This window comes from Rhizobium laguerreae (assembly GCF_019778565.1).
GTDB classification, from domain to species: Bacteria; Pseudomonadota; Alphaproteobacteria; order Rhizobiales; family Rhizobiaceae; genus Rhizobium; species Rhizobium laguerreae.
The window spans coordinates 478317-504978 of the sequence record NZ_JAAXQT010000001.1 but is presented as its reverse complement, the minus strand read 5'-3'; the positions used below and the strand labels follow the sequence as shown (position 1 = coordinate 504978).

The window sequence follows — 26662 nt, the reverse complement described above, 5'->3', positions numbered from 1 at the left end:
GCGCGAAGAAGATCCGTCGCCTCGATCACTTTCCGAGGAGCTTGATGTTTTCGAACGGCGCGCGCCCACAGCCCACGTCATCAAACTGTAGCAGTGGCGCGCTACACGCCCTGAACGCTAAAAAGGTGACAGACTCATGTCAGAATTTGCACCGGATGCCGGCTTCCGCAAGAACCGGAAACTCAAGGACGCCCTTCTCCGCCATAAGGCTTTTTCGAAGGATGGCTTTTCCGAGCGTCTCTTCGGCCTTCTCTTCTCCGGCCTCGTCTATCCGCAGATCTGGGAGGATCCGGATCTCGACATGCAGGCGATGGAGCTGAAGCCAAACCATCGCATCGTTACCATCGGCTCCGGCGGCTGCAACATGCTCGCCTATCTCTCCAAAGCGCCGGCCTCGATCGACGTCGTCGATCTCAACCCGCACCACATCGCGTTGAACCGTCTGAAGCTTGCCGCCTTCAAGCACCTTCCCGGCCATGCCGATCTCGTCCGCTTCCTGGCAATGCCGAACGAGAAGTCGAACAGCCGCGCCTACGACCAGCATCTCGCCGCCCGTCTCGATGAGGCGACCCGCAGCTACTGGAACGGCCGTAAGTTCGGCCGTCGCCGCGTCACAGTCTTCGACCGCAACATTTACGAAACGGGCCTGCTCGGTCGCTTCATCGGCGCCGCCCACCTTCTTGCCCGCCTGCATGGCGTCAAGCTGCACGAGATGACCAAGACCCGCTCAATCCGCGAGCAGCGCCAGTTCTTCGACGAGCAGATCGCGCCGCTCTTCGAAAAGCCGGTCGTGCGCTGGATCACCGGCCGCAAGAGCTCGCTCTTCGGCCTCGGCATTCCGCCGCAGCAATATGACGAACTTGCAAGCCTTGCCGCCGATCATTCGATCGCGCCAGTGCTGAAGCACCGCTTGGAAAAGCTCGCTTGTCATTTCCCGATGAGCGACAACTATTTTGCCTGGCAGGCCTTCGGCCGCCGCTACGGCACCGAAGAGGAAGGCCCGCTGCCGACCTATCTGAAGTCGGACCACTATCAGGTAATCCGCGCCAATGTCGATCGCGTCAACGTTCACCACGCAAGCTTCACCGAGCTTCTGGCCCGCGAGCCGGCCGCCTCACGCGACCGCTACATCCTACTCGACGCGCAGGACTGGATGACGGACGAGCAGTTGAACGACGTCTGGACGGAAATCACCCGCACGGCGCGCGAAGGCGCCCGCGTGATCTTCCGCACCGCCGCCGAAAAAAGCATCATCGAAGGCCGCCTGGCTCCGGCGATCCGCGACCAATGGGATTATTTCGAAGAGAAGTCGCGTGAACTGACTGCGCTCGATCGCTCGGCAATCTACGGCGGCTTCCACATTTACGGGAAGAAGGCGTGAGTAAGGTCGGCACCGAGACGGCAGGACAGAGCGATGAACATGCCAGCCTCATGGATGGCATGTACCGCTATCAGCGCCATATCTACGACCTGACCCGCAAATATTATCTTCTCGGCCGCGACAGCACGATCCGCAATCTCGACGTGCCCGAAGGCGGCACGCTGCTTGAAGTCGGCTGCGGCACGGGGCGCAACATGGCTTTCGCCCACAGACATTTCCCGACCGCCAAGCTGTTCGGCCTCGACATTTCCCAGGAGATGCTGATTTCGGCGCGCAAGACCTTTGCCACCAAGGCGACGATCCCGGAATTGCGCGTCGCCGACGCCACGGCGTTCACACCGCGCGAATTCGGCGTCAGCGGCTTCGATCGCATCCTGATTTCCTATGCCCTGTCGATGATCCCGGACTGGCAGCGCGCCGTTGATGCATCGATTGCCGCCCTCAATCCCGGCGGCCAGCTGCACATCGTCGATTTCGGCCAGCAGGAAGGCTTGCCGGGCTGGTTCCGGCGCATGCTGCAGTCCTGGCTTGCAAAATTCCACGTCACCCCGCGCCCCGATTTGCGCGAGGTCCTGGAAGCGCAAGCCCATGAAAACAACGCGACATTGTTGTTCGATACCGTCGGCGGCGGTTATGCCTGGCGGGCAGCTATTATCAGCAAGCGCTCATAATTCGCTTGAAACTAACCGATTTTTTACGTTGATATGGCGAATAGAGGGTTATCCTCGGCTGACTCGTCTTTTTCGAAGGTCAGGTTGTGGGGCAAAGAGATCATTCGAGCTACGACGGGACGCCCATGCGCCGGCTATTGTTATGCGTTTTGCCCTTGGCCGTCCTTTTGGCCGGCTGCAGTTCCTCGGGTTATGACTATCTCGAAACGGCGTCGATCAAGCCGAAGACGCGCTTCAAGGACACCGATCCCCAGGATTTCGGAGCAAAGCATCCGCAGCAGAATCCGGTGCACGGCATCGATATTTCCAAATGGCAGGGCGATATCGACTGGGGCACGGTGAAGAATTCCGGCGTCTCCTTCGCCTTTATCAAAGCCACCGAAGGCAAGGACAGGGTCGATCCGCGCTTCGACGAATACTGGCGAGAGGCTGGCGCCGCCGGCATCCCGCACGCTCCCTATCATTTCTACTATTTCTGCTCATCCGCCGATCAGCAGGCCGACTGGTTCATCCGCAACGTGCCGAAGGCGGCCATGCGGCTGCCGCCGGTGCTCGACGTCGAATGGAACGGCGAATCGAAGACCTGCCGCTACCGTCCCGACGCTGAAACGGTGCGCGCCGAAATGCAGCGTTTCATGGACCGGCTGGAGGCCTATTACGGCAAGCGCCCGATCATCTACACCTCGGTCGATTTCCACCGCGAAAATCTCGCCGGCTACTTCCAGGATTATCATTTCTGGGTCCGTTCGGTGGCAAAACACCCCGAGGTGACCTATTCCGACCGCCGCTGGGCCTTCTGGCAATATACCTCGACCGGTGTTATTCCCGGCATTAGTGGGCCGACCGACATCAATGTCTTTGGCGGCAGCACAAAGAACTGGAACAATTGGGTCGCCGCCGTTTCCAAGGATAGAAATTCTTAGTAACGTCTTGCGATGTTTCTTGCTTCCGTCACATTCGTCTGTGAAAGCGACGGAAATCTGTTTGATATAAGGACCGCATCCATGCACCGCTCGCTCGCAAGCCGCTCTGCACTCGCCCTTCTGTTTGCCTTCGCCCTCGCAGGCGGCGCGGCCGCCCAGCAGGCGCCGGGCGCAGCCCCGGCAGCGCCCTGTGGCGGCGATCTGTCCGCCTTCCTCGAAGGCGTCAAGAAAGATGCTGTCGCAGCCGGCGCCAGTGCGGCAGCCGCCGACGAGGCCTTCGCCGGCGCCGATATCGACCCCAAGGTCCTGAGCCGGGATCGCGCCCAAGGCGTCTTCAAGCAGACCTTCCTCGAATTCTCCCAACGCACCGTCAGCCAGGCCCGCCTCGATATCGGCCGCCAGAAGATGAAGCAATATGCCGACGTCTTTGCCCGCGCCGAGCAGGAATTCGGCGTGCCCCCGGGCGTCATCACCGCCTTCTGGGCGATGGAGACTGATTTCGGCGCCGTCCAGGGTGATTTCAACACCCGCAACGCCCTGGTGACGCTGTCGCATGATTGCCGCCGCCCGGAACTCTTCCGTCCGCAGCTGATCGCCCTCATCGAGATGGTCGAGCACGGCGACCTCGATCCCGCCACCAATACCGGCGCCTGGGCCGGAGAAATCGGCCAGGTACAGATGCTGCCGCGCGACATCATCGCCTATGGCATGGACGGCGACGGCGACGGTCATGTCCGCCTGAAACAGAGCAGCCCGGACGCCATCCTGACGGCGGCGAAATTCATCCAGCATCTCGGCTTCGAGCGCGGCCAACCCTGGCTGCAGGAGGTGACCCTGCCTGATAACCTGCCTTTTGAGAAATCCGGTCTTGGCGGCACGATGAAGGCCGCCGAATGGTTTGCACTCGGCGTCAAGCCGCGCGACGGCAATACCGCCTTCGGCAACCTAGAAGGAGACCTCGTGCTACCGCAGGGCCGCATGGGACCGGCCTTCATCGCCTATCCCAATTTCAAGATTTATCTCGAATGGAACAAGTCGTTCATCTACACGACCTCGGCCGCCTATTTCGGAACGCGCCTTTCGGGCGCCGAGCCGTACCTCAAGGGTGTGCCGGAACAGGGGCTTGCCAGCGACCAGATGAAGACGCTGCAGACCAAGCTGCAGTCGCTCGGCCATGATGTCGGCGAGATCGACGGCATCCTCGGCTCCGGCACGCGAGTCGCGATCCAGAAGGAACAGAAGCGCCTCGGCATGCCGGCCGACGGTTGGGCAACGCCTGCCCTTCTTAACGCCCTTTGATCCCTGCTAACATTGCACCGCCATCCGCTTCGCAAGAAACGGGTGGCGCGATCCGCCGCCTGCGCTAAAGCATGAAACCGAAAACCGTTTTCGGCAAAACGGCTTGCGGTGGAGGAATCGGCATGGACAGCAGAATGAATGCCTGGACCTGGGCTCTGCTGGTCCTGCTCGGCCTGATCTGGGGCGGCTCCTTCTTCTTTGCCCGCATTGCCGTCCAGCACGTGCCGCCGCTGACCCTGGTCTTCTTCAGGCTGCTGCTCGCGGCGCTGGCGCTGCATATCTATATCGCCGGCCGTTTCGATTTCTATGCGATCTTCAAGGCCCGCTGGCGTGAGTTCCTGATCCTCGGCCTCATCAACAATGCCCTGCCGCATGCGCTGATCTTCTTCGGCCAGACCCGCATCGGCGCCGGTCTTGCGGCGATCCTGAATGCGACGACACCGATCTGGACCGTGCTGATCGCCAACTACTTCACCTCAGATGAAAAGCTGTCGCCGGCAAAGATCGCCGGCTGCCTCGTCGGCCTGGCCGGAACGATCGTGCTGATCGGCCCAGGTATTTCGGCCGGTCGCGAAGCCCCGCTCTGGGCGCTGCTTCTTCCCGTGCTTGCTGCCATCTCCTATGGTTTCGCCGCCACTTACGGAAAACGCTTCAAGAATGTTCCCGCCCCTGTTACCGCAGCCGGCCAGTTGACCGCCTCTTCGCTGATTGCACTGCCGCTGTCGCTGCTGGCCGATCGTCCTTGGGCGCTTGCCGCACCGCCGCTCGATGCCCTCCTCGCCATCCTGGCATTGGCGCTGCTGTCGACCGCCTTCGGCTACATCCTCTATTTCCGGATCATGGCGACGGCCGGCGCCACCAATGCCTCGCTCGTCACCCTGCTGGTGCCGCCGAGCGCCATCCTTCTCGGCGTGCTCTTCCTCGGAGAAAGGCTGGCACTGAGCGAGTTTGCCGGCATGGCGCTGATCGGTTTCGGCCTCGTCATTCTCGATGGCCGCGCCTATCGCCTGCTGGCCAAGGCCGCCTGAAACTGGTTGCGAATTCCACATGTTTTCAACCGGTTGCGATCCCGCCATGTTTTGAGCGCATAGGTAAATGCGCAATCGCCCGATTTAACGGCATGTTAAAATCTGTGAACAAAAATTTGTTGAAAATTAACAAATAATTTCAAACGCTTGCCGAAACGCTATTCGACTTATCCACTGAACCCTTCTGCAGCGCAGCATAAGATCTGCTTCCCAACCGACATATTTCAGACATATTATTGGCCGGTTAACGCGAGGAGACAGACATGGGACTCACGCAATCCTTGAATGTTCTGTTGGTCAGTGCAGCGTTTGCTTTCGTCTTGTCCATGCTCTTCATCTGAGCTGGCCGACGAAAGTGTAATGACTGATAGTGCCTAAACTCCTGAATAGCTGATCAATCCGCCAACGAAAAAGCGCATGTCCCGCCCGACATGCGCTTTTCACTTTTGCAGCGCCGCGCGTCTTTTCGAGAGCCGCAAAGGGCGCTGTAGACGCGTTGATTGGCTGAAAGGATCAGGCGGCCGCGCCCGCACTTTTTGCCGCCCGGCGAGAGAAGCCGAGATTGTCGAGCACGGCGGAAACCAGCGGCGCACGGTTCATTGTATAGAGATGGAAGTCGTGGATACCGCGCCGGACGAGATCTTCGATCTGTTCGGCGGCGACTTCGGCGGCGACCTTCGCCCGCTCCTCGGGCTTGTCGTCGAAGCCTGCGAAGCGCTCATCGAGGAAGGCGGGGATAACAGTGCCGCAGGCGCCGGCGAAACGCTTCAGCTGCGTCAGGTTCTGGATCGGCATAATGCCGGGCACGACAGGGATCGAGATGCCGGCGCCGCGCACCCGTTCCAAGTAGCGCTCGAAATTGTCGTTATCGAAGAAGAACTGCGTCAGTGCCCGGTCGGCGCCATTGTCGGCCTTGCGCTTCAGCATGTCGATATCAGCCGCCGTATCAAGGCTTTCCGGGTGTTTTTCCGGATAGGCGGAAACCGAAATCTCGAAATCGCCGATTTCTTTGAGGCCGGCCACCAGCTCCGCCGCATTGGCATAACCGCCGGGATGCGGCTGGTAGGGCGCGCCGGCACCGCCGGGCGCATCGCCGCGCAGCGCCACGAAATGCGTCACGCCGGCCTTGCGGAAGGTGTCGACCACCTGATGGGTCTCCTCCTTCGTTGCACCGACGCAGGTGAGATGCGAAGCGGTGGCAAGCGGCGTCTGCGAGAGGAAGCGCGTAACGGTGGAGAGTGTCGGCGCCTTGGTGGTGCCGCCGGCGCCATAGGTCACCGAGACGAAATCCGGGTCCCAATCCTGCAACTGGCCGACGGCGTGCCAGAGCTGGCCTTCCATCTCCTCCGATTTCGGCGGGAAGAATTCGAAAGAGACTCTAATGTCGTTGCGGCCGCGTGCTTCGTTTTTCAAAGCCATATCATACCCTCCCGGCAAATGTAGGTTCGGCGCCTTCGCTCGTCTGCGAAGCCATGAGGCGCCTCGGATCGCGCGCGAGCCAGACGGTGACCGTCAACCCCTGCCCGCTTTGCTGACCCGGATGAAGATCGACAACCTGCTCGACGTCGAGCCCGGCCTTGCGCAACCAGTCGGACATCGCCTGGTGCGAAAAACCGAGACGGACATGCGCATGCTCGTCGCGGAGATATTCGAGCGTGTGCGGCGCAAGGTCGATGACCACGAGCCGGCCGCCCGGCCGGAGCATGCGCGCCGCTTCCGCGATCGCAATCTCCGGCTGATCGAAGAAATGCAGCACCTGATGGATCGTCACCAGATCGAAATCCTGTCCCTCGAAAGGCAGGTTCAGGATATCGGCGTGGCGCACGGTGGCCTTGGTGATGCGGGACTTGTCGAGATTGGCGCGCGCCACACTCAGCATGTCGCGGCTGGCATCGACGCCGGTCGCCCGGCGGTAGAGCCCGGACAGGAGTTCGAGGATGCGGCCGGTGCCGGTGCCGAGATCGAGCAGCGAGTCGATCGGCTGGCTGCCGAGCAGCCGGATGACGGCGGCATCGACCTCTTCATCGGCCGCATGCAGGCGGCGAAGCTCGTCCCATTCGGCCGCGTTGCGGCTGAAATAGGCCTGTGCCCGCTCGGCGCGCTGGCGTTTGACCTGCGACAGCCGCTCGCCGTCACGAAGGATGGTCGGATCGTTCTCGGAAACATGCTTCAGCAACGCCCGCACCAGCATGGCGGCCTTACCGTCCTGCCTGAGGCGGAAATAGGCCCAAGCGCCCTCCTGGTAGCGTTCGATCAGTTCGGCCTCGCCGAGCAGCTTCAGGTGGCGGGAGATGCGGGGTTGGGATTGGCCGAGAATTTCGGTAAGATCGGTCACCGTCAGATCGCCGCCGTCAAGAAGCGCCAGAAGACGCAGGCGCGTGGGCTCGCCGGCCGCCTTCAAGACGTCCACCAACGCATCCAGTCCAAGCTTCAAGGGTTCGCTCATCTTTGATCCAATCAAGATATAAAGATATCTTTATGTGATTTGAAAAGCGGTGGCAAGCGGCAATTCGCACTCTCCGCGAAATTGGCTGCTCAGATTGCGACAAAGGCGTGATATGAAAAAGCCCCGGCCGAACCGGGGCTTCCGCAAGCAACAATGAGTGAAATCAGCGTGTCAGGCGCTTATGGGCCTGGCTACCCGGGTTGAGGGCATCGGGGCCGAGGCGGCGCACCTTGTCCTGTTCATAATCCTCGAAGTTGCCTTCGAACCATTCGACATGGCCGTCGCCTTCGAAAGCGAGGATGTGCGTCGCCAGGCGGTCGAGGAACATGCGATCGTGGCTGATGATGATGGCGCAGCCAGCGAAGTTCTCCAGCGCGTTCTCCAAGGCACCCAGCGTTTCCGTATCGAGGTCGTTGGTCGGTTCGTCGAGCAGCAGAACGTTGCCGCCGGCCTTCAGCATCTTGGCAAGGTGAACACGGTTGCGCTGACCACCAGAGAGATTGCCGACCTTCTGCTGCTGATCGCCACCCTTGAAGTTGAAGGCGCCGCAATAGGCACGGGAGTTCATGTCGAACTTGCCGAGCTTGATGATTTCGGCGCCGCCGGAGATTTCCTCCCAGACCGTCTTGTCGGCCGCAAGGGTGTCACGGCTCTGGTCGACATAACCGAGATGCACGGTCTCGCCGATGCGGATCGAACCGCCATCCGGCGTTTCCTGGCCGGTGATCATCCTGAATAGCGTCGTCTTACCGGCGCCGTTCGGGCCGATGATGCCGACGATGCCGCCTGGCGGCAGCTTGATCGACAGGTCGTTGATCAGCGTGCGGCCCTCGAAGCCCTTGGTGATGCCGTCCATCTCGATGACCACCTGGCCGAGGCGCTCGCTAACCGGGATGATGATCTGCGCGTCGCCGGGACGCTGCTTTTCGGCGGCATCCACCAGTTGCTCGTAGGACTTGATACGTGCCTTGGACTTGGCCTGACGAGCCTTCGGGCTGGACGCGATCCATTCCTGTTCGCGGCTGATCGCCTTCTGGCGCGATGCGTCTTCGCGGCTTTCCTGCAGCATGCGCTTGGCTTTCGCCTGCAGGTAGGCCGAATAGTTGCCTTCGTAGGGGATGCCACGGCCGCGGTCGAGTTCGAGGATCCATCCGGTGACGTTATCCAGGAAGTAGCGATCGTGGGTAATCATCATCACGGCGCCCGGATAGTCGCGCAGATGTTTTTCGAGCCAGGCGATGGTTTCGGCGTCCAGGTGGTTGGTCGGTTCGTCGAGCAGCAGCAGATCCGGCTGCGAAAGCAGCAGGCGGCAGAGCGCGACACGGCGGCGCTCACCACCGGAAAGGCTGGTGACTTCGGCGTCGCGCGGCGGGCAGCGCAGGGCTTCCATCGCCATCTCGACCTGGCTTTCCAGATCCCAGAGGTTCTGGCTGTCGATGACGTCCTGAAGCTTGGCGCCCTCTTCCGCCGTCTCGTCCGAATAGTTCATCATCAATTCATTGTAGCGATCGAGGACGGCCGTCTTCGAGGCAACGCCTTCCATGACATTCTCAAACACCGTCTTGTTGGGATCGAGATGCGGCTCCTGCTCCAGATAGCCGACCGTCGCCCCTTCGGCGAGCCAGGCTTCGCCGGTATACTCCTTGTCCTGACCTGCGATGATGCGCAGCACGGTGGATTTACCCGCGCCGTTCGGACCAAGGATACCGATCTTGGCATCCGGGTAGAACGAAAGGTGGATATTCTCCAGGATCTTCTTGTTGCCATAGGCCTTGTTGAGGCCGGACATATGATAGATGAACTGACGTGCCATGCTGCGCTGCTCCGGGCGGGAAACTTCGATTGTGCCGCTATGTAGGCGAAACAGCGCCTGCGGGCAACGCCGAAACCCGGTTTACTCAGGATTTCCGGTCAAAAGCCTGCAGCATCGACGACGCCCTCGTCACAACCGAACGACGTTTTTCCAGCACCCTGGATCAGATCGGCGAGGCCGGCACTTTTCGCCGAAGTCGCCCCGGCGGCTTCCGAAAGCCCGATCGTCAGCTCGCTGATCATCCTGACATTGCCGGCCCGCCGGCAGCTCATCTTGACACGGTCGCCGGCACCCGGCCCGAAGCTCTTGTCGAAAGCCGCCTTGATCGCTTCGGCCTTGACCGGCTTGCCGATATTGGCAGCGAAAAGATCGCGTACGGCCGACGCGTTGAGTGAGCTTACGAGATGCATGCCGACGCCGAAATAGTCGTCGGCGCTCATCTTCGTGCAGGTGCCATGCTTCACCCATTCATGCCGTTCCAGGCCGGATTGCGTGCCGGGCATCGCCTTTGCCAGCGCCGTCTTCGTCTCGGCCGCAAGCGTGACCTCCGGCAGCTTGTTCCAGTCGCCATCCTTGTCGGCGGCCTTCTGCTCGGCGCTCACGCCGCAATAATCCTCCCGCATTGGCCAAAGTCCGTGCAACGAAAAGTTCGTTGCGTCGGGGCGCTCGCCGGTCTGGCTCGCACACTCGGCTTTCTTCTGGTTCGTCTGGCAAAAGGCCGGCTGCCAGCTCGCCGCCAGAATGAAGCGGGTGCGCCCGCCCGCCTCCTGCGCCACGGCGGCGCCGGCAACAATCATCGACACGGCAAACGACAAGGTACGCAACTGCATGCTGCTCATTTCAACCCCCAAAAAGAACAATACAGGAACAAATAAGCATCAAAATCAAAAGACCGCAACCCTGAATCGCAACAAGGCCGCAATTTGTTATCGGATAATCAAATGCCCATGTTGCAATTGCCCGGCGATCTGGTCTGTTGTCGCCGGGAGGACCCACATGTTTTCTGAAACGCAAAGGCTGGCCGTGCCAGGGGCGTCGCTGGCCTATCACCATGCTGAGGCCATCACCCCTCCGCGCGGCATCCTGTTGATATCCCATGGCTTGGCCGAACATTCGAAACGATACCACTCCTTTGCCGAGTCCATGGCGGCGCGCGGCTATCATGTCTATGCTCATGATCACCGAGGCCACGGCGAGACGACGGCGCCCGATGCGCCGATCGGCCGCTTCGCCCGACGCAGTGGCGCCGAAAGGGTAATCGGCGACGTCGTCGCCATGCGCGGCCATGCGGCCTCCCGCCATCCCGGCCTGCCGGTGATCCTTTTCGGCCATTCGATGGGCGGCCTCATCGCTCTCAACGCTGCCGTCACGGCTCCGGCCGACTTCGACGCCGTCGCCGTCTGGAATTCGAATTTCGCCGTCGGCCTTGCCGGCCGCGCCGCCCAGGCGATCCTGCTTGCCGAGCGCATGTTGAAGGGCTCCGACGTGCCGAGCGGCTTGCTGCCGAAGCTCACCTTCGGCACCTGGGGCAAATCCATTTCCGGCCGCCGCACCGAGTTCGACTGGTTGACGCGCAGACCTGATGAAGTCGACAAATATGTCGCCGATCCGCTCTGCGGCTTTGCCGCCTCGGTCTCTCTCTGGCTCGATCTTTTCGAACTGACCTTCCGGGCGCCGCAGAAAACCCACCTCGACCGGCTGCCCCGGAACATGCCGATCCATCTCGTCGGCGGCGGAGAAGACCCGGCGACGGAGCGTGGAAAAGCCGTGCTCTGGCTGTCAAACCATTTGAAAGGCCGAGGCTTCTCCCGTATCAGCACTGAGATATATCAGGACGTGCGGCACGAAACACTGAATGAGATCGGCGCGGATGCGGCGATCGCAGCCTTTGCGGACTGGTGCGACAGGGCCGTCGCAAGATCCTGAGCGATCAATATCCTGAGTGACCAATATCCTGAGTACAGGGATTTCATCATGAACAGCACCTCCGCCCGCCCCGTTTCGTCCGCCTCCGACGTGACGATGGGGCTTGTGCTGATGTTTATCTCGGTGATGTTCTCGCCGCTCATCGATATTTTCGCCAAGCTTGCCATCGTCACCGTCCCATCCGCGGAGATCACCGCCGGCCGCTTCGCCGTACAGGCGCTCTGCATGCTGCCGATTGTGATATGGCGGCGCAGCTTTGCCGATTTTTCCTGGCACCAAAACATGTTCCATGCCATCCGCGGCGCGATCATCACGATCTCGATGATCTCCTTCGTCACCACGCTGAAATACATGGCGGTCGCCGACGCGATTGCGATCTTCTTCGTCGAACCGATCATGCTGACGATCCTCAGCGGTATCTTCCTGAAGGAGACGATCGGCTGGCGGCGTTACACTGCCTGCGGCGTCGGCTTCTTCGGAGCGATGCTGATCATCCAGCCGAGTTTCGAAGAGGTCGGCTACATCGCGCTCCTGCCTGTCGTCAGCGCACTCTGTATTGCGATCTTCGTGCTGATGACCCGCGTCCTCTCGCACAGAGAAGACCCCTGGGCGATGCAGTTCCAAATGGGCATGTGGGGCCTGCTCTTCTGTGCCGTCCTGCTTTTCCTGGGCCAGGGAACCGGCTCCGATCTCTTCGACCCCGTCATGCCGGAAGGCCGCGCCTGGTTCCTTGTCGCCGGCGTCGGCGCCATGGCCGCGATATCGGGCATCATCGGCGTCTATGCCTATCGCGCAGCGCCGGCATCGACGCTGGCACCGCTGCAATATTTCGAGATCGTCTCGGCGACGATCTTCGCCTGGCTGGTCTTCGGCGACTTTCCGGATGGCGTGAAATGGCTCGGCATTGCCATTATCGTGGCATCGGGCTTCTACATCCTCTGGCGCGAGCGCCGCTTTGCTTCAAAGCCTGTATCCGATACATCTGAGGTGACGCTGGCGCCGTAGATATTGCCGGGAGGAATATGACAGAGACCGTGACCAAAAAGCCGCCGCTTGCCGGCATCCGGGTGGTCGAGCTTGCCCGTGTGCTCGCCGGCCCTTGGGCGGGACAGATGCTCGCCGATCTCGGTGCCGACGTCATCAAGGTCGAAAATCCCGACGGCGGCGACGATACGCGCCAATGGGGGCCACCCTTCGTCGAGGGCGCCGACGGCGAGAATCTCTCGGCTGCCTATTATCACGCCGCCAATCGAGGCAAGCGCTCCGTCACCGCCGACCTGAAGAGTACCGAAGGCCAGGATCTCGTCCGCCGCCTCGTCTCCACCGCCGACGTGGTCATAGAGAATTTCAAGCTCGGCGGCCTCGTCAAATACGGGCTCGATTATGACAGCCTGCGCAAGATCAATCCGAAGCTCGTCTATTGCTCGATCACCGGCTTCGGCCAGAACGGCCCTTATGCCAGCCTCGCCGGCTACGATTATATCGTCCAAGGCATGTCCGGCTTCATGTCGATCACCGGTGAGCCGGACGGCCAGCCGATGAAGGCAGGCGTCGCCATCGCCGATATATTCACCGGCATCTATGCCGTCTCGGCGATCGAAGCCGCTCTGATCCATGCCCTGAAGACCGGTGAAGGCCAGTTGGTCGACATGGCTCTTCTTGACGTGCAATCGGCCGTGCTCGCCAATCAGAACATGAATTACCTGGTCTCCGGCGAGGCGCCGACCCGCCTCGGCAATGCCCATCCCAATATCTCGCCCTATGAGGTCGTGCCGACGGCGGACGGGTACCTCATTCTCGCAGTTGGAAACGACGGCCAGTTCCGTCGCCTCTGCACCCTCCTCGGCCTGGAGGCGATCGCCGGCGACGAGCGTTTCGCCACCAACAAGGCCCGCGTCGGCAATCGCGGCGAAGTGCGGCGCCTCGTCTCCACCGAAACGTTGAAATGGCAGAAGGCGGATCTGCTGAAGGCCTGTGAAGAAAACGCGGTTCCATCAGGCGCAATCAATACAATCGAGGAAATGTTCGCCCATCCGCAGGTACAGGCTCGCGGCCTGCGCATCGACCTTGCGGATGCCGCCGGCACCGTGATCCCCGGTGTCAGGACGCCTGTGGTGCTGTCGGAGACGCCGCTGCGTTATATCAGGCCGAGCCCGCGTCTCGGTGAACACCAGGCAGAAATTCTGGCGGAACTCGCCGAGCGCGAGAGGAAGGCATCGTCATGAAGAAGGCATCGTCATGAAGAAGACTGGCGGGGAACTGATCGTCGAGGCGCTGAAGGCGAACGGCGTCAAGCGTCTCTCCTGCGTGCCCGGCGAGAGCTTCCTTGCGGTGCTCGACGCGTTGCGCGACAGCGATATCGACGTCCTCGTCTGCCGCCAGGAGGGCGGAGCGGCGATGATGGCGGATTGTTGGGGCAGGCTGACCGGCGAACCCGGCATTTGCATGGTGACCCGTGGCCCCGGCGCCACCAACGCCTCCGCCGGCCTGCATATCGCCAAGCAGGACTCGATCCCGATGATCCTGTTCATCGGCCAGGTACAGCGGGAAGCGCGTGAGCGCGAGGCCTTCCAGGAGGTCGAGTTCCGCCGCGCCTTCACCGAATTCGCCAAATGGGTGGGCGAGATCGACGATGCCGCCCGTATTCCCGAGTTCGTCACCCGCGCCTTTGCGGTCGCAACCTCCGGCCGTCCCGGCCCTGTCGTGCTGACGCTGCCTGAGGACATGCTGCGCGATGAGGTCGAGGCCCCCCGCGCCAGGCACTATGCCAATGTCGAGGCCCATCCCGGCCGCCGCCAGATCGACGATTTCTATCTCCGCCTGCTGAAAGCCGAGCGGCCGATGGTAATCCTTGGCGGCACACGCTGGGATGCTGATGCCGTCGCCGATTTTCAGAGCTTCGCCGAGCGTTTCCAACTGCCCATCGGCTGCTCCTTCCGCCGGCAGATGCTGTTCGATCATCTCCATCCCTGCTATGCCGGCGATGTCGGCATCGGCATCAATCCGGTGCTGGCAAAGGAGATCAAGGAGAGCGACCTGCTGATCCTGCTTGGCAGCCGCATGTCGGAAATGCCGTCCTCGTCCTATACGCTGATCGACATCCCCTACCCCCAGCAATCGCTGGTGCATATCTATCCCGACCCTTCGGAGCTCGGCCGCATCTACCGTCCGGATCTTGCCATCTGCGCAGCACCTGCCGAATTCGTGGCCGCCCTCGCCGATCTGGAAGCGCCGGCCGAACCGCATTGGACCGAGCGCACCGCCCGCCTGCACCAGGCCTATCTCGCCTGGTCGACGCCACCATCGACAGGTCCGGGCGCCGTCCATATGGGGCCGATCATGGAATGGCTGGAGGCCAATACCGGACCGCAGACGATCTTCACCAATGGTGCGGGCAACTACGCCACCTGGGTGCACCGCTTCCATCGTTTCCGCCGCTTCAACACCCAAGCCGCCCCCACCTCAGGCTCGATGGGTTACGGCCTGCCGGCCGCCGTCGCCGCCAAGCGGCTCTTTCCCGAGCGCGAGGTCATCTGCTTTGCCGGCGACGGCTGCTTCCTGATGCACGGCCAGGAATTCGCCACCGCCATCCGCTACGGCCTGCCGATCATCGTAGTCGTCGTCAACAACGGCATCTACGGCACGATCCGCATGCATCAGGAGCGCGAGTATCCCGGCCGCGTCAGCAGCACCGATTTGACCAATCCCGACTTCGCAGCCCTTGCCCGCGCCTATGGCGGCCATGGCGAGACGGTGGAGACGACGGCGGATTTCGCCCCGGCCTTCGAGCGGGCGCGCGCCAGTGGTAAACCCGCGATTATCGAAATCAAGCTCGATCCCGAAGCGATCACGCCGACGCGCACGCTCTCCGAAATTGCGCAAACAAAAAGCCGGTGAGCACGCGCAGTGCTCACCGGCTTCAGGTAATCGGAATGGTGCGACTTAGTCGAGTGCGGCCGTGACGATGAACTCGACCTTGTATTTGGGCGCTGCGAGCTTGGCTTCGCTGGTGGCGCGGGCCGGCGGATTGGCCGGATCGATCCAGCCTTCCCAGACGGCGTTCATCTCGGCGAAATCGGCGATGTCGGCGAGGTAGATGATCGTCTGCAGGATCTTCGACTTGCTGCTGCCGGATGCAGCCAGCAGGCGGTCGACTTCGGCAAGCGAGGACTTGCACTGATCGGTGACGCTTTCGCCCTCGCCGACTTGGCCTGCGAGATAGACTGTATTGCCGTGGATGACGGCGCCGCTCATGCGCGCGCCGACGTCGATACGCTTGATGCTCATCATAGTCTCCTGAGTGAATGGAAGGTGGCGGCGCTGAGGTTTAGCGCCGGAAAATTTGCACCTGGAACGGGGCTCAATTGCGGATGTGGTGTGTCTTCTGGTAGATCGCCGTCGAGCGTGCGCCGGAACGGCAATAGCCAAGCATCGGCCGCGGAAATTCGTCGAGCGCGTCGACCATGCCCTGCACGGCTTCCTCGGTCACGCCCATCGGCCCAACAGGCACATGGGCAATTTCGAGACCTAGCTCCCTCGCGCGCGCCTCGATGACGGAGAACGACGTCTGGTCGGGACTTTCGTGGTCGGGACGGTGGCAGACGATCGATTTGAAGCCCAGCGCCTTGATCTCGTCGAGCTCCTCAAGCGTGATCTGGCCCGAAACCGAATATTCATCGTCGATCTGGCGAATATCCATCGTCTTGTCTCCTCAAAAATCTTGGGCTGAAGGTCTACGACGGAGGTCTGCCAGCGTCAACAACACTTCGCTCACAGGAAGGCAAAGGTCAGCGCATAGCGGCGGCTCTCGCCAGGCGCCAGCATTTTGAATTCACCGGCTGCCTCAAGCTCGTCACGCGATATCCAGCGATGCGAAACCGGCTCGATGCCGATGATATGGGCCGGCGCCTTCTGGTTCCGCCAGACCTGCAGATAGGGTAGCGTGTCGGCGCGGAAGCGCACGCGCAGCGTCCTGCCGCCGATTGCGGCGATCGGTCCGAGGCGGACCTCCGCGAAACCCGCCTCCGTCGCCGGCGCCGCGACGCAGAAGATGCCGCCAGGCTCTTCGCCGAAGGCCCAGGGGAAACCGCCATTTTCCAGCATCCGGCCTTCGAGCCGTGTGCCGTCGTCCAGCCATTTGCCGCCGGTGTTCATGTGATACATGAGGAAGGTCGGCACCGTCCGATCGCTCATATTGACGACCCGGTCCTCGAGCCGCACTTCGCCGGTCGCACCATCGATCCGCCACAGCCGCTCGAGGCGCTGCGGCAGTCCCTCGACGGTAGTGATGTCGATATCGGCCCGGCATTCGGCATTGCCGTTCTCGAACTTCGTCCACAGCACCTTTGCCGCATGACCGGAGGCCGATCCGTGCAGCGGATAGACGTTGCCGTCGTCCCGGCCGGGGATCGGCTGGCGGTGGCGGATATGGTCCGGCCCACAGGTGAACAGGAAACCCTCGAGCGAGTGATCGATTCGCGGGTCGCCGTCATCGGGAATGGCGCGTTTCGGGGCAATGTCAACGCCTTCGACGATGCATCCGCCGATATCCAGCACCGATGTTTCGTCCAGCATCAGGCGCGGCCCGCTTGCGGCGGCAAATTCTATCATCACGGTCTCCTCAGGGATTATCGACTCTTTAGCGCCGTGCGTCCTTCCGGACGCCACAAAGGACGCTCTAACTCTTTGAATCCTCCCATCGTCCTTTCCGAAATCGGTTCCGATTTCGGAAAGGACGATGCGCTAGCGTTAGGTTTCACGCCGCCATTCGTCAATCAGTGCGGCTCCTATCTTGTGTTTTTGCAGCAACCGTGAATTTTGCGGAACTGACACAAGGACGCAAACGTTTATGAGTAAAAGGAAATCTTAGTGATTTTCATATTTTGTTCAGCACGCTTTCATAAATTCCACACTAGCGTCAAAATTCGCAGGTGTGTGTCTGCCAGTCACTGATCGAGGTATGATACGTGGATCGCTTTTTGAAGTCGGCATTTTGTCTCGCGGCCGTCCTGGCTGCTCTTGCGGCTACAGCGCCGCAGGCAGGCGCGCAGCAGTTCCGCGATCGCCGCCAGAGCGATATCGTGCTTGTGACGCCGAGCGGCGAAATCCTCGACTATGTTCCAGCCGGCTATATCTACGCCCGCGACCGTAGCGGCAATCGCGTCTTGATCGACGACTATGGCAACGTCGTCGCCACCGAGATGCGCGCCCGCGGCTATTATCCGCCGCGGCCCGGCCCGCGCGAAGTCTATAACGACCAATACGGCAACGACCCCTATTATTCCGACAACAATCCCTATGGCGATACGCGTTATTCCGAGCGCGGCGCCGTCACCGGCGGCATACCGCGCGATGCCGCGATCGAGCGCCAGCCGCTCGGCGACCAGCCCTATCCCGAGGATAACAGCATCGGCAATCCGCAGCCCGGCGACGATTATGCCTCGATCGATCCCGACCAGCAGATCCCGCCCGCCGATCAGCCGATGGCCCCACCCGATGAACCTGTCATCACGCTGAACAACAAATCGAAGCCGGAGATCGTCGCATTGCAGGTCTTCCTCGACCGCGCCGGCGTCTCCCCCGGCGTCATCGACGGCCATATGGGTTCGAACGTCACCAAGGCGATCTTAGCCTACGATCAGATGACCGGCTCGAAGCTCGATCCGAACAACACCGACGCCATTCTGGAAGAGCTGCGCATGACCGGCGGGCTGCCCGTCGTCAGCTATACGATCACGCCGGCCGATGCGGCCGGCCCCTTCGTCGCCGCGATTCCGGAAGACTATTCGCATAAGGCGCTGCTGCCGTCGCTGGCTTACACCTCGACCACCGAGATGCTCGCCGAGCGTTTCCACATGGATGAGGCTTTCCTTAAGGAGATGAACCCCGGCGCCGACTTCACCGTTCCCGGCACCGTCATCAAGGTCGTCAATCCAGGCGAGCCGAAGAGCGGCGCGGTCGCCCGCATCATCGCCGACAAGGGCCGTAAGCAGGTCTTCGCTTATGACGGCGCCGGCAATCTGCTTGCCGCCTATCCGGCGTCGATCGGCTCCACCGATACCCCCTCTCCGTCAGGCACGGTCAACGTCGAGCGCGTCGCATTCAATCCCGGCTACACCTACAATCCGAAGATCAATTTCCAGCAGGGCGCCAATGACAAGATCCTCAATATTCCGCCCGGCCCGAACGGTCCCGTCGGCACCGTCTGGATGGCGCTTTCCAGGCCGACCTACGGCATCCATGGCACGCCCGAGCCCTCGAAGATCGGCCGCACCCAGAGCCACGGCTGCATCCGTCTGACCAACTGGGATGCCACCGAGCTTGCCAAGATGGTCAAGCCGGGAGTGACGGTCGAATTCGTCGACTGAAGTCATTCTCGCGATAACAACGACAAGGCCGCCGAATCGCTCCGGCGGCCTTGTCGTTTCATACGGAATATTCAGGCGGCGGAGCGGACCATCGGGCTTGTCACGCGGGCGGATGCCGTCAGCCTCACCGGCAGCTTGCGCATCATTTCCTCGGCAAAACAGGTAGCGTTTTCCCGGGCCTTGTCGAGATTGCTGACGCGTGTGGGATCGATCGTGTGCAGCGTACCGCCACAGTCGAAGATGTCGCGGAAGGCGGAGCGTTCGATAATAGCGGTATCGAGCACCGGCACATGCCGCTCGCTGAGTAGTGACTTGACGACTTGCAGCGCCCGCGTCGTTACCATCGAATTGACGCGGGTGAGCACCACCGAATGGCCGATCTTGATGCCAGCCTTCTCGTCCAGATACTGCAGCAGTTCGAGTACCTGCGCGCCGCCGCGCGCATCCATCGCGCAGCCCTGAATGGGAATCAGCACATGGTCGGAAAGGCCGACGGCGGTAGCAAGCAGCGGATTGCGCGCACCCGGCAGGTCGACGATGAAGTAGTCGGTATTGTGCTTGTTCTCGCTGATATGCAGCGGCAGAGACGCAGTCGTCACGAAATCGATCACCGAAACATTGGGCACATGACCTGATATTTCGTGCCAGCGCGAAATCCAGTGCTGCGGGTCGGCGTCGAGAATGGTGACGCGATAACCTTTGCGGGCAAGCTCGGTCGCGAGCAGCAGAACAGCGGTCGTTTTGCCGGCGCCGCCCTTGGTATTTGCGAATGTGATGACAGGCATGTTCGGTCCTCAGAAGGGATGGTGCGAGCTGGAATCGCTCTTTTACGCACCGTCGGAGCATCGTGCGGTTAATGCATCCTTTCTAATCATGGTTAACAAATTCGAAACACGCGCGGCGAAATTGCAGCCGGTATTTTTCACATCCCTAAAAATAGGGATGCCACCGAAACGTAAAAAGCCCGGAAAACCATGGTTTTCCGGGCCAGTCTGTAGGTCCGCTCTTATGTTGTCAGAAACAATCCCTGAACAGGGCCTTGGTATTTTCGAGTGTCATTGCAACCGGGTTGCCGCCGGCGCTCGGATCTTCGATCGCCATGGCCGACAATTCGTCGATGCGGTCGTCAGCGATTCCCATCGCCGACAGCGTCTCCGGCACGCCGAGTTCGGAGCGGAGCTTCAGCACATAATCGTAGAACCCGTCAAAACCGCCCGAAATGCCGAGATAGGCCGCGGCACGGCCGATCTTCTCCTCGATCGCCTTCCGGTTAAAACGCAGCACCGCCGGCATCACCACCGCATTGGTCATGCCGTGATGGGTGTTGTAGACCGCGCCGATCGGGTGCGACAGCGCGTGAATGGCGCCGAGCCCCTTCTGGAAGGCGACCGCGCCCATGGCAGCCGCCGCCATCATGTTGGCCCGGGCTTCGAGATCTGTGCCTTCCCGATAGGCGCGCGGCAGGAATTCCTTCACGAGCCGCATGCCTTCCAGCGCGATGCCGGCTGACATCGGGTGATAGAAGGGCGAGGAATAGGCCTCCAGGCAATGGGCGAAGGCATCCATGCCGGTGCCGGCGGTGATGATCTTCGGCATGCCGACCGTCAGTTCCGGATCTGAAATGACGACACCAGGCAGGAACCTCGGATGGAAGATGATCTTCTTCACATGCGTTTCGGAATTGGTGATGACGCTGGCGCGCCCGACTTCCGAACCGGTGCCTGCCGTTGTCGGCACCGCCACGATCGGGGCGATGCCCTCAAGGCTCGCACGTGTCCACCAGTCGCCGATATCTTCGAAGTCCCAGACCGGCCGCGTCTGGCCGGCCATGAAGGCGACGCACTTGCCGAGATCGAGGCCGGAGCCGCCGCCGAAGGCGACGACGCCGTCATGGCCGCCGTCCTTGAAGGCCCTGACGCCGGCTTCGAGGTTCTTCTCGTTCGGGTTCGGATCGACATCGGCAAAGATTGCGCGGCCGAGACCGGCATCTTCGAGGATATCGAGCGCAGTCTTGGTGATCGCCATCGAGGCAAGGCCACGGTCGGTGACGAGCAGCGGCTTCTTGATGCCGAGGCTTTTGCAGGCGTCGGCCACTTCCGCGATGCGGCCCCGACCGAGCTTGACCGATGTCGGATAGCTCCAGTTTGCGGTGATGTTGCTGCTCATGCTGTGACTTTCTTCAGATGGAAGGATTTCGGACGCGTCAGATTGTGGAAGCCGATGATCGACAGCGAGCCACCGCGGCCGGTTTCCTTGACACCGGTCCAGCACAGCGCCGGGTCGAGATAGTCGGCGCGGTTCATGAAAACGGTGCCGGTTTCGATCTCGCGGCCGAGCCGCCCTGCCCGCTCGGCATCCCTGGTCCAGAGCGAGGCCGTCAGCCCGTACTGGCTGTCGTTCATCAAAGCGAGTGCCTCCTCGTCGCTCTTCACCTTCATGATGCCGACCGCCGGACCGAAAGTCTCTTCGCGCATGAAGGCCATGGAATGGTCAACATCGACAAGAATCTGCGGTGCGAGATAGGCGCCGCCGTCATCCTGGGGGAAAAGTTTGGGATCGACAAGCGCTTTGGCGCCCTTCGAAATCGCATCGGCGATCTGCTCGCGCACCACCTTCGCGAAGCGCTTATGCGCCATCGGCCCGAGCGAGGTTTCCGGATCGAGCGGATTGCCGAGCTTGTAGTTCGACACCCAGGCAACCGATTTTTTGACGAAGGCGTCATAGAGCGATTCATGCACGTAGATGCGCTCGATACCGCAGCAGCACTGGCCGGAATTATAGGTCGCGCCGTCCATCAGCGTGTCGACGGCCGCCTCGAGATCGGCGTCCTCCATGACATAACCCGGATCCTTGCCGCCAAGTTCGAGGCCGAGGCCGGTGAAGGTGCCGGCAGCCGCCCGCTCCATCGAGCGCCCGCCCTCGACCGATCCGGTGAAGTTGACGAAATTGAAGCTGCCGGCGGCAATCAGCGCCGATGTCGTTTCATGATCGAGGAAGACGTTCTGGAACACATCCTCGGGAACGCCGGCCTCGGTGAAGGCCTGCACCAGCCGCTCGCCGACCAGCAGCGTCTGCGAGGCATGTTTCAGCACCACCGTATTGCCGGCCATCAGTGCCGGCGCGATCGTATTGATCGCCGTCATATACGGATAGTTCCACGGCGCGACGACGAAGACGACGCCATGCGCTTCGCGCTCGATGCGCCGCTCGAAACGATCGCTCTCCTCGACGACAACAGGCGCCAGCGCATCCGCCGCGATCGAAGCGACATAGTTGGAACGCTCGTTGAAGCCCTTGTATTCGCCGCCATACTTGACCGGCCGGCCCATCTGCCAGGCAAGCTCCGGCACGACGACGTCGGACATTTCGTTCAGCCGCGCAGCACCCTTCAGCACCAGCTGCACACGCTCTTCGAGCGGCCGTTTCGCCCAGGCCTTCTGCGCCTTGCGGGCGCGCGCCACGACATCCTTGGCGGCATCGAGAGAAAGGGCTGCGCGCTCGGCATAGACCGACCCGTCAACCGGTGAAATGCATTGGATCATTGCCATGATCTGTTCCTGTCCTCGTATCTTCAAAATTTGAGTGAGGCCGTGGCCCCTCATCCGCCTGCCGGCACCTTCTCCCCGTAAACGGGGCGAAGGGGATATGCCGCACCGGCTTTCCCAACATCGACGCTGCGTTTGGCACGTCCCCTCTCCCCGTTTTTACGGGGGTCCGTAGGACGGGTCGAGACCAGTGGCTCGACCCCGGCAAGGTTAGGGTGAGGGGCAAGCAAATCGCAAATGCCTATTAAGCTCTTTCGAAACCGCGCGCCACTTCCCAGTCGGTGATGCGGCGGTCGTATTCTTCCTGCTCCCATTCGGCGGCGCGGGTGTAATGGTCGATCACGTCGTCGCCAAAGGCTTTGCGCAGCATTGCCGATTCCGTCATTTCAGTCGTGGCCGCGCGTAGCGTGCGCGGGATCTCGCGAACGCCCTTGCCGCCATAGGCGTCGCCGACGAAGGGCGCTTCGAGTTCGAACTTGTTTTCGATCCCGTCAATGCCGGCGGCAAGCAGCGCGGCGAAGGCGAGATAGGGATTGAGATCGGAGCCGCCGACGCGGCACTCGATACGGATTCCCTTGGTCTCCTCGCCGCAGAGCCGGTAGCCGGCAGTGCGGTTGTCTTTGCTCCAGATCGCCTTGGTCGGCGCAAACGTGCCGGCCATGAAGCGTTTGTAAGAATTGATGTAGGGCGCAAGGAAATAGGTGATCTCGCTCGCATGGGCGAGAAGTCCGGCGACGTAATTGTGCATCAGCGGCGACATGCCGTATTTGCCGGTATGATCGAAGAATAGCGGCTTTTCCTCCAGGCTCCAGAGCGACTGGTGGATATGCGAGGAACTGCCAGCGGCATTGTAATTCCACTTGGCGAGGAATGTGATGGCCTTGCCCTTCGACCAGGCAATCTCCTTGCAGCCGTTCTTGATGATCGCGTGCCGGTCGGCCATGGCGAGCGCATCGGCGTAGCGCACGTTGATCTCCTCCTGGCCGGCCGAAGCCTCGCCCTTGGAGTTCTCGACCGGAATGCCGGCGCCCTGCAGCCCGGTGCGGATCGCCCGCATCACCTCTTCCTCCTTGGTGGTCTGGAAGATGTGGTAGTCCTCGTTATAGGCGCTGGCGAGCTTAAGATTGCGGTAGCCGGAAGCCTGCGCCGACTCGTAGGTCTGGTCGAACAGGAAGAATTCGAGCTCGGAGGCCATATAGGCCTTCATGCCCATATCCTCGAGGCGCTTCACCTGCTTCTTCAGGATCGCGCGTGGAGAATGGGCGACCTCCTCATGCGTGTGATGATCGAGCATGTCGCACAGCACCAGCGCCGTGCCTTCGAGCCAGGGAATGCGACGCAACGTTGCAAGATCCGGCTTCATCGTGTAGTCGCCGTAACCCTTCTCCCAGCTCGTCGCCTTATAGCCGGAAACGGTCTCCATCTCCATGTCGGTGGCGATCAGGTAGTTGCAGCTGTGCGTTTCCTTCCACGCACTCTCGACGAAATATTCCGCCTGGAAACGCTTGCCCATCAGCCGGCCCTGCATATCCACCTGGCAGGCCAGAACCGTGTCGATGCGCCCTTCGGCAACATCCTTTCTGAGATCGTCGATTGTGTAGCTGCTCATGATTGATCCGCCTGAACTGGGATTGAAAAATCGGGCCAACGAAATCGCATGCGCTCGGCCGGACTTTGCGGCCCGATGCCTTTTCGTTGAACCGGTGATGGGGCCGCAGGATGCGGCCCCGCCATTTGAGAGGGAAGCCTCGATGCTTACTTTTCGCCGCTCTCGCCGACGGCTGCTTCGGCGGCCGCAATCTCGGCCTGGCGCCTTGCCACTTCGGCGCCGATCGGCGGTCCCTTGAAGCGCCGGCTCTCGAAGCCGAACCAAACGATGCCGGTGACCACAAGGAAACCGACGGTAAGGTAGAGCGCTGCACCGTTCGGCGGCTGGATACCAATGACGAAAATCAGCACCATCGCGACGATCGACAAGCCTGCAAACAGCTTGAACATGCCTTCACCGAGATTCCACGGGCCCATCTTGTCCCACTTCGACGTGCCCCAGGCGAACAGGCCGAGGCCGATCGGAATCGCGAAGGAGAAGAACAGGAAGATGACCGTGCACGAGACAACGATTGTGTAAACCGGCGTCTCACCGATTTTCATGAAGTCGAGTGAGGTGAACCAGACGAAAAGTACCGACAGGATCGATCCGGTCCAGATGGCCGCAACAGGCGTTCTATACGTCGCGCTGACCTTCGACAGTGCCTTCGATGCCGGCAGACCGCCGTCACGCGAGAAGGCGAAGATCATGCGCGAGACCGAGGTGACGGTCGCAAGGCCGCAGAGCCACTGGCAGACAAGGATGGCAAGATAGAGAATGTCCTTGACGATCGGGTTCACCTGGCTGTCCATCGCCCAGAAAAACACGTTCCAGCCCTGCTTCGCCGCATCGTCCATATTCGGCAGCATCAGGACGAAAGAGCACAGCATGATATAGCCGAAAAGCGCCGACCAGAGCACCGAGGCGACCATGCCGCGCGGAACCGAATGGGCGGCCTTGACCGTCTCTTCCGACGTATGCGCCGAGGCATCATAGCCGGTGATGGTGTAGATCGGCAGCAGCAGGCCGAGAAGGAAGACCCAGGCGCCTGAGGTGGTCGGCCAGACATTGCCGCCGACTTCGCCGGAATAGTTGGCGAAGGTGAAGAGGCGGCCGATCTCGTAGGAGGGCGCCGCGGCGAGGCAGACGACTGCCAGCGCGATCGAGGTCGCGAAGATGAGATAACCCGAGAAATCGGTCAGCTTCGCGGTCAGTCCGATGCCCATGTGGTTCACGAGCGCCTGCGCGCCGGTGATGATCACCAGGAAGATGATGCGCACCGTCGTCGTATCCGTCAGCCCGAGATAGCTCGTGCCGAACGAACCCATGAAAAAATAATAGGTGCCGACATTGATGGCGCCGAGCACAGTGACGAGGCCGAGCAGGTTGAACCAGGCGGTCAGCCAGCCGGTGAAACGATTACCGAGGATCGAACCCCAGTGATAGAGACCGCCGGCCGTCGGGTAGGCCGAGCTGATCTGCGCCATGGCGATGGCAAAGACGAGCGAGATGAAGCAGCCGAGTGGCCAACCGATGCCGATTGCAGCACCACCGGCACCGGAGGTTGCCTGCGCCAGCGAATTGATGCCGCCGGAAAGGATGCAGATGATGGAGAATGAGACGGCGAAGTTCGAGAACGAGCTCATTCGCCGTTCGAGTTCCTGGGCATAACCCATGGAATGCAGGATGTGCACATCCTGCTTCTTGTCCAGTTCGGTATAATCCGACATGACTTCCCCCTGTTCACGATCGGCCGCGGAATTGCGGGCCGATTCAGTGCCAATTGCCCGCGACATTTGCGCCGTGCGGACGTTCGCAGTTAAACTGCTCCCTCGGGTCTTCTTTTTATTCAGCCGTCCAGACTTTGCTGGAGCAGCCCTTTCAAATAATCGGCCATGACCCCTTGGCCGATATCGTCTGCGATGAGGTCGTTGCGGACCTCGATCATCACATTGCGTAAGCCGTTCGAAAGCCCGTGCAGGATCAGCGTGTGGGTTACGCCGTCTTCAGGCCCGTAGGGCTCGTTGCGTTCCGTCCTGTAAAGCGGCGCCTCGGCCGCCGCCCTCAGCATAAGATCGGCGAGCCGGCTATCCTCATCGTGCAATATGCCGAGTTCGACTGCGCGTTCGCGGCCATGATAGACCGGCGTGAAGCTGTGCATCGTCGCGATGATGCTGTCTTGCCCCCTCGCCCGGCGATCGCGGATCAGCCCGCGAATGGCGTCGTGGAAAGGCACATAGAGCGCATCCGTACGCGCAAGTCGTTCTTCGGGCCTCAAATCCCTGTTGCCGGGAATGTCGTAGATTTCGCTGGTCTCCGGCATGGCGCCAGGTGAACTGGGTGGCCGGTTGCAATCATAGATGAGTCGGGAAAATCGCTGGTAAATAAGCGTCGCGTCGAGCGCTTCCGATAGGATGCGGGCGACCGCCAGCGCGCCCGGGTCCCAGGCGATGTGACTGGAGAGCGCTTCGCGGGACAGGCCGAGATCCCCGAAAACGGCTGGAAGCGCATTCGAAGCGTGCTCGCAGATCAGAAGCACCGGGCTCCGGCCGTGGATACGTTCGATCCCGACGCAGTCACCGTCCGCTTCGCTGAGGATTTTCGGCCGGGCCAGCACCAAAGGCGCCACTCCTATCCCTTAACAAATTCTTGATGAAGAAAAGAATTCTTCAGGT

General features: G+C 61.1%; 23 protein-coding genes. 10 read left to right on the top strand and 13 right to left on the bottom strand.

Annotated elements, in window-relative coordinates; genetic code table 11:
- The first annotated feature begins 136 nt into the window (after window positions 1-136).
- The 5 genes from HFO71_RS02445 to HFO71_RS02425 all read left to right on the top strand — a co-directional run bounded on the left by HFO71_RS02445 (window position 137) and on the right by HFO71_RS02425 (window position 5302).
- Window positions 137-1381: a BtaA family protein gene (locus HFO71_RS02445; RefSeq protein ID WP_077978807.1), complete on the top strand. Its 1245-nt coding sequence runs from the start codon at window positions 137-139 to the stop codon at window positions 1379-1381.
- On the top strand, window positions 1378-2052 hold the full coding sequence (locus HFO71_RS02440; protein ID WP_132610208.1) for a class I SAM-dependent methyltransferase: 675 nt from the start codon (window positions 1378-1380) through the stop codon (window positions 2050-2052). The genes HFO71_RS02445 and HFO71_RS02440 overlap by 4 nt, the downstream gene beginning before the upstream one ends.
- A gap of 125 nt (window positions 2053-2177) precedes the next feature.
- Window positions 2178-2975: a glycoside hydrolase family 25 protein gene (locus HFO71_RS02435; RefSeq protein ID WP_132610210.1), complete on the top strand. Its 798-nt coding sequence runs from the start codon at window positions 2178-2180 to the stop codon at window positions 2973-2975.
- Window positions 2976-3056: 81 nt separating this feature from the next.
- Window positions 3057-4274 carry a lytic murein transglycosylase gene (locus HFO71_RS02430; RefSeq protein ID WP_221968256.1) on the top strand — a complete coding sequence of 406 codons (1218 nt, stop codon included), beginning with the start codon at window positions 3057-3059 and terminating at the stop codon, window positions 4272-4274.
- A gap of 122 nt (window positions 4275-4396) precedes the next feature.
- A complete protein-coding gene (locus tag HFO71_RS02425; protein WP_077979246.1) occupies window positions 4397-5302 on the top strand; it encodes a DMT family transporter in 906 nt (301 codons plus the stop codon).
- 513 nt (window positions 5303-5815) lie between these two features.
- Here HFO71_RS02425 and metF read toward each other — a convergent pair.
- The 4 genes from metF to HFO71_RS02405 form a co-directional block, all read right to left on the bottom strand.
- Window positions 5816-6721 (bottom strand): methylenetetrahydrofolate reductase [NAD(P)H], encoded by a 906-nt coding sequence (metF, locus tag HFO71_RS02420; protein WP_206987736.1) that lies wholly within the window; start codon window positions 6719-6721, stop codon window positions 5816-5818.
- Window position 6722: 1 nt separating this feature from the next.
- Window positions 6723-7748, bottom strand: a complete 1026-nt coding sequence (locus HFO71_RS02415) for an ArsR/SmtB family transcription factor (RefSeq protein ID WP_168258902.1) — start codon at window positions 7746-7748, stop codon at window positions 6723-6725.
- 163 nt (window positions 7749-7911) lie between these two features.
- Window positions 7912-9561: an energy-dependent translational throttle protein EttA gene (gene ettA, locus HFO71_RS02410; RefSeq protein ID WP_011652822.1), complete on the bottom strand. Its 1650-nt coding sequence runs from the start codon at window positions 9559-9561 to the stop codon at window positions 7912-7914.
- A 98-nt stretch (window positions 9562-9659) separates the two neighbouring features.
- Window positions 9660-10400: a ribonuclease T2 family protein gene (locus HFO71_RS02405; protein WP_168258901.1), complete on the bottom strand. Its 741-nt coding sequence runs from the start codon at window positions 10398-10400 to the stop codon at window positions 9660-9662.
- A gap of 157 nt (window positions 10401-10557) precedes the next feature.
- Here HFO71_RS02405 and HFO71_RS02400 point away from each other — a divergent pair, with 157 nt between their 5' ends.
- Genes HFO71_RS02400 through HFO71_RS02385 form a run of 4 tightly spaced genes read left to right on the top strand, consistent with a single transcriptional unit; the run spans window position 10558 to window position 15384 of the window.
- Window positions 10558-11487: an alpha/beta fold hydrolase gene (locus HFO71_RS02400; RefSeq protein WP_077978812.1), complete on the top strand. Its 930-nt coding sequence runs from the start codon at window positions 10558-10560 to the stop codon at window positions 11485-11487.
- Window positions 11488-11535: 48 nt separating this feature from the next.
- Entirely contained in the window at window positions 11536-12492 is a 957-nt protein-coding gene (locus HFO71_RS02395) for a DMT family transporter (protein ID WP_168258900.1), read from the top strand.
- 17 nt (window positions 12493-12509) lie between these two features.
- Window positions 12510-13712, top strand: a complete 1203-nt coding sequence (gene caiB, locus HFO71_RS02390) for a succinate--glutarate CoA-transferase (protein ID WP_025395340.1) — start codon at window positions 12510-12512, stop codon at window positions 13710-13712.
- A gap of 13 nt (window positions 13713-13725) precedes the next feature.
- Window positions 13726-15384, top strand: coding sequence for a thiamine pyrophosphate-binding protein (locus HFO71_RS02385; protein ID WP_077978814.1), 1659 nt, complete (start codon window positions 13726-13728; stop codon window positions 15382-15384).
- A 45-nt stretch (window positions 15385-15429) separates the two neighbouring features.
- Here the strand turns inward: HFO71_RS02385 and HFO71_RS02380 are convergent, their stop codons facing one another.
- The 3 genes from HFO71_RS02380 to HFO71_RS02370 all read right to left on the bottom strand — a co-directional run bounded on the left by HFO71_RS02380 (window position 15430) and on the right by HFO71_RS02370 (window position 17097).
- Window positions 15430-15774 (bottom strand): RidA family protein, encoded by a 345-nt coding sequence (locus HFO71_RS02380; RefSeq protein ID WP_025395342.1) that lies wholly within the window; start codon window positions 15772-15774, stop codon window positions 15430-15432.
- Between the two features lie 73 nt (window positions 15775-15847).
- Window positions 15848-16186, bottom strand: coding sequence for a protein tyrosine phosphatase family protein (locus tag HFO71_RS02375; protein WP_017961334.1), 339 nt, complete (start codon window positions 16184-16186; stop codon window positions 15848-15850).
- 71 nt (window positions 16187-16257) lie between these two features.
- A complete protein-coding gene (locus tag HFO71_RS02370) occupies window positions 16258-17097 on the bottom strand; it encodes an aldose 1-epimerase family protein (protein WP_077978816.1) in 840 nt (279 codons plus the stop codon).
- A 356-nt stretch (window positions 17098-17453) separates the two neighbouring features.
- Here HFO71_RS02370 and HFO71_RS02365 point away from each other — a divergent pair, with 356 nt between their 5' ends.
- A complete protein-coding gene (locus HFO71_RS02365; RefSeq protein WP_077978817.1) occupies window positions 17454-18854 on the top strand; it encodes a L,D-transpeptidase in 1401 nt (466 codons plus the stop codon).
- Window positions 18855-18925: 71 nt separating this feature from the next.
- Here HFO71_RS02365 and HFO71_RS02360 read toward each other — a convergent pair whose 3' ends face one another.
- From HFO71_RS02360 to HFO71_RS02335, 6 genes are all read right to left on the bottom strand, one after another.
- Window positions 18926-19639, bottom strand: a complete 714-nt coding sequence (locus tag HFO71_RS02360) for a ParA family protein (protein WP_077978818.1) — start codon at window positions 19637-19639, stop codon at window positions 18926-18928.
- A 229-nt stretch (window positions 19640-19868) separates the two neighbouring features.
- On the bottom strand, window positions 19869-21020 hold the full coding sequence (locus tag HFO71_RS02355) for an iron-containing alcohol dehydrogenase (protein ID WP_077978819.1): 1152 nt from the start codon (window positions 21018-21020) through the stop codon (window positions 19869-19871).
- Window positions 21017-22402 (bottom strand): aldehyde dehydrogenase family protein, encoded by a 1386-nt coding sequence (locus HFO71_RS02350; protein ID WP_168257089.1) that lies wholly within the window; start codon window positions 22400-22402, stop codon window positions 21017-21019. The genes HFO71_RS02355 and HFO71_RS02350 overlap by 4 nt, the downstream gene beginning before the upstream one ends.
- Window positions 22403-22643: 241 nt before the next feature.
- Window positions 22644-24008, bottom strand: coding sequence for a glutamine synthetase family protein (locus tag HFO71_RS02345; protein ID WP_168257090.1), 1365 nt, complete (start codon window positions 24006-24008; stop codon window positions 22644-22646).
- A 146-nt stretch (window positions 24009-24154) separates the two neighbouring features.
- A complete protein-coding gene (locus HFO71_RS02340; protein ID WP_168258899.1) occupies window positions 24155-25717 on the bottom strand; it encodes an amino acid permease in 1563 nt (520 codons plus the stop codon).
- A gap of 119 nt (window positions 25718-25836) precedes the next feature.
- The gene (locus tag HFO71_RS02335) at window positions 25837-26607 is read right to left on the bottom strand and encodes an N-formylglutamate amidohydrolase (RefSeq protein ID WP_168257095.1); all 771 of its coding nucleotides are present in this window, start codon (window positions 26605-26607) and stop codon (window positions 25837-25839) included.
- Between the last annotated feature and the right edge of the window lie 55 nt (window positions 26608-26662).